At 52.2% G+C, this 498-nt stretch carries 1 tRNA gene and 2 rRNA genes; all 3 read right to left on the bottom strand.

Annotation, left to right across the window (positions count from 1 at the left end):
* Nucleotides 1-83, bottom strand: a 23S ribosomal RNA gene (locus tag PSI23_RS21970); the annotation flags it as partial.
* A 191-nt stretch (nt 84-274) separates the two neighbouring features.
* Nucleotides 275-350 (bottom strand) — tRNA-Glu (locus PSI23_RS21965).
* A gap of 88 nt (nt 351-438) precedes the next feature.
* Nucleotides 439-498: ribosomal RNA gene (locus tag PSI23_RS21960) — 16S ribosomal RNA — on the bottom strand; the annotation flags it as partial.

Below are 498 nucleotides of genomic sequence, written 5' to 3'. Positions count from 1 at the left end.
CACCGGCGCTTTTCGCAGATTAGCACGTCCTTCATCGCCTCTGACTGCCTAGGCATCCACCGTGTACGCTTAGTCGCTTAACCTCACAACCCGAAGGTGTCTTCGGACTGGAGTTTTGAGAGACTCCTCAATACCGTCGTCACGACAGATACTGAGTGTTTCAAATTTTCAGCTTGTTCCGGATTGTTAAAGAGCACATATTGGTAAACCGGCTTCAAAGCCCGCTTAACAATACGTCAGGTGGCGCCGCCTTTCACACAGGGCCTGAGCAAAGTGGCGTCCCCTAGGGGATTCGAACCCCTGTTACCGCCGTGAAAGGGCGGTGTCCTAGGCCTCTAGACGAAGGGGACATCAGGTCTTCTTCGCAGACGCGCTGCTCATGTTTCATTTCATCAGACAATCTGTGTGGACACTGCAACAAAAACTACTATCGTTCGGTAAGGAGGTGATCCAACCGCAGGTTCCCCTACGGTTACCTTGTTACGACTTCACCCCAGT

This window comes from Xenorhabdus yunnanensis, from assembly GCF_028598805.1.
Lineage (GTDB): Bacteria > Pseudomonadota > Gammaproteobacteria > Enterobacterales > Enterobacteriaceae > Xenorhabdus > Xenorhabdus yunnanensis.
Note: the sequence above shows the minus strand (reverse complement) of the source record. Positions and strands in the feature narration are given on the sequence as shown.